Below are 280 nucleotides of genomic sequence, written 5' to 3'. Positions count from 1 at the left end.
GACCCAGCCGGCGCGGTGGACAGCGGCGCCGCACGGACCGCCGGTGCGCGCCGCCTGGCCGGCCTGCGCCTGCTGTTGGTGGAGGACAATCCGACCAACCAGCAAGTGGCGTTTGAACTGCTCAGCCAGGAAGGCGCCAGCGTCGATGTGGCCAACGATGGCGGCGCGGCGATCCGCGCCGTGCTCGGCGCCGTCCCGCCCTTCGACTGCGTGCTGATGGACATACAGATGCCGGAGATGGATGGCTACACCGCCACCCGCGCCATCCGCGCGCAGCCCA

1 protein-coding gene is annotated in these 280 nt (G+C 71.4%); it reads left to right on the top strand.

The features are described 5' to 3' along the window. The coding region (locus ACO0LB_RS20970) for a response regulator (protein WP_423052687.1) at window positions 1–280 on the top strand (280 nt) is incomplete at both ends.

It is taken from the genome of Undibacterium sp. SXout7W (genome assembly GCF_049339385.1).
Taxonomy (GTDB): Bacteria; Pseudomonadota; Gammaproteobacteria; order Burkholderiales; family Burkholderiaceae_D; genus Undibacterium.
This window is presented reverse-complemented; position numbering and strand designations above follow the sequence as displayed.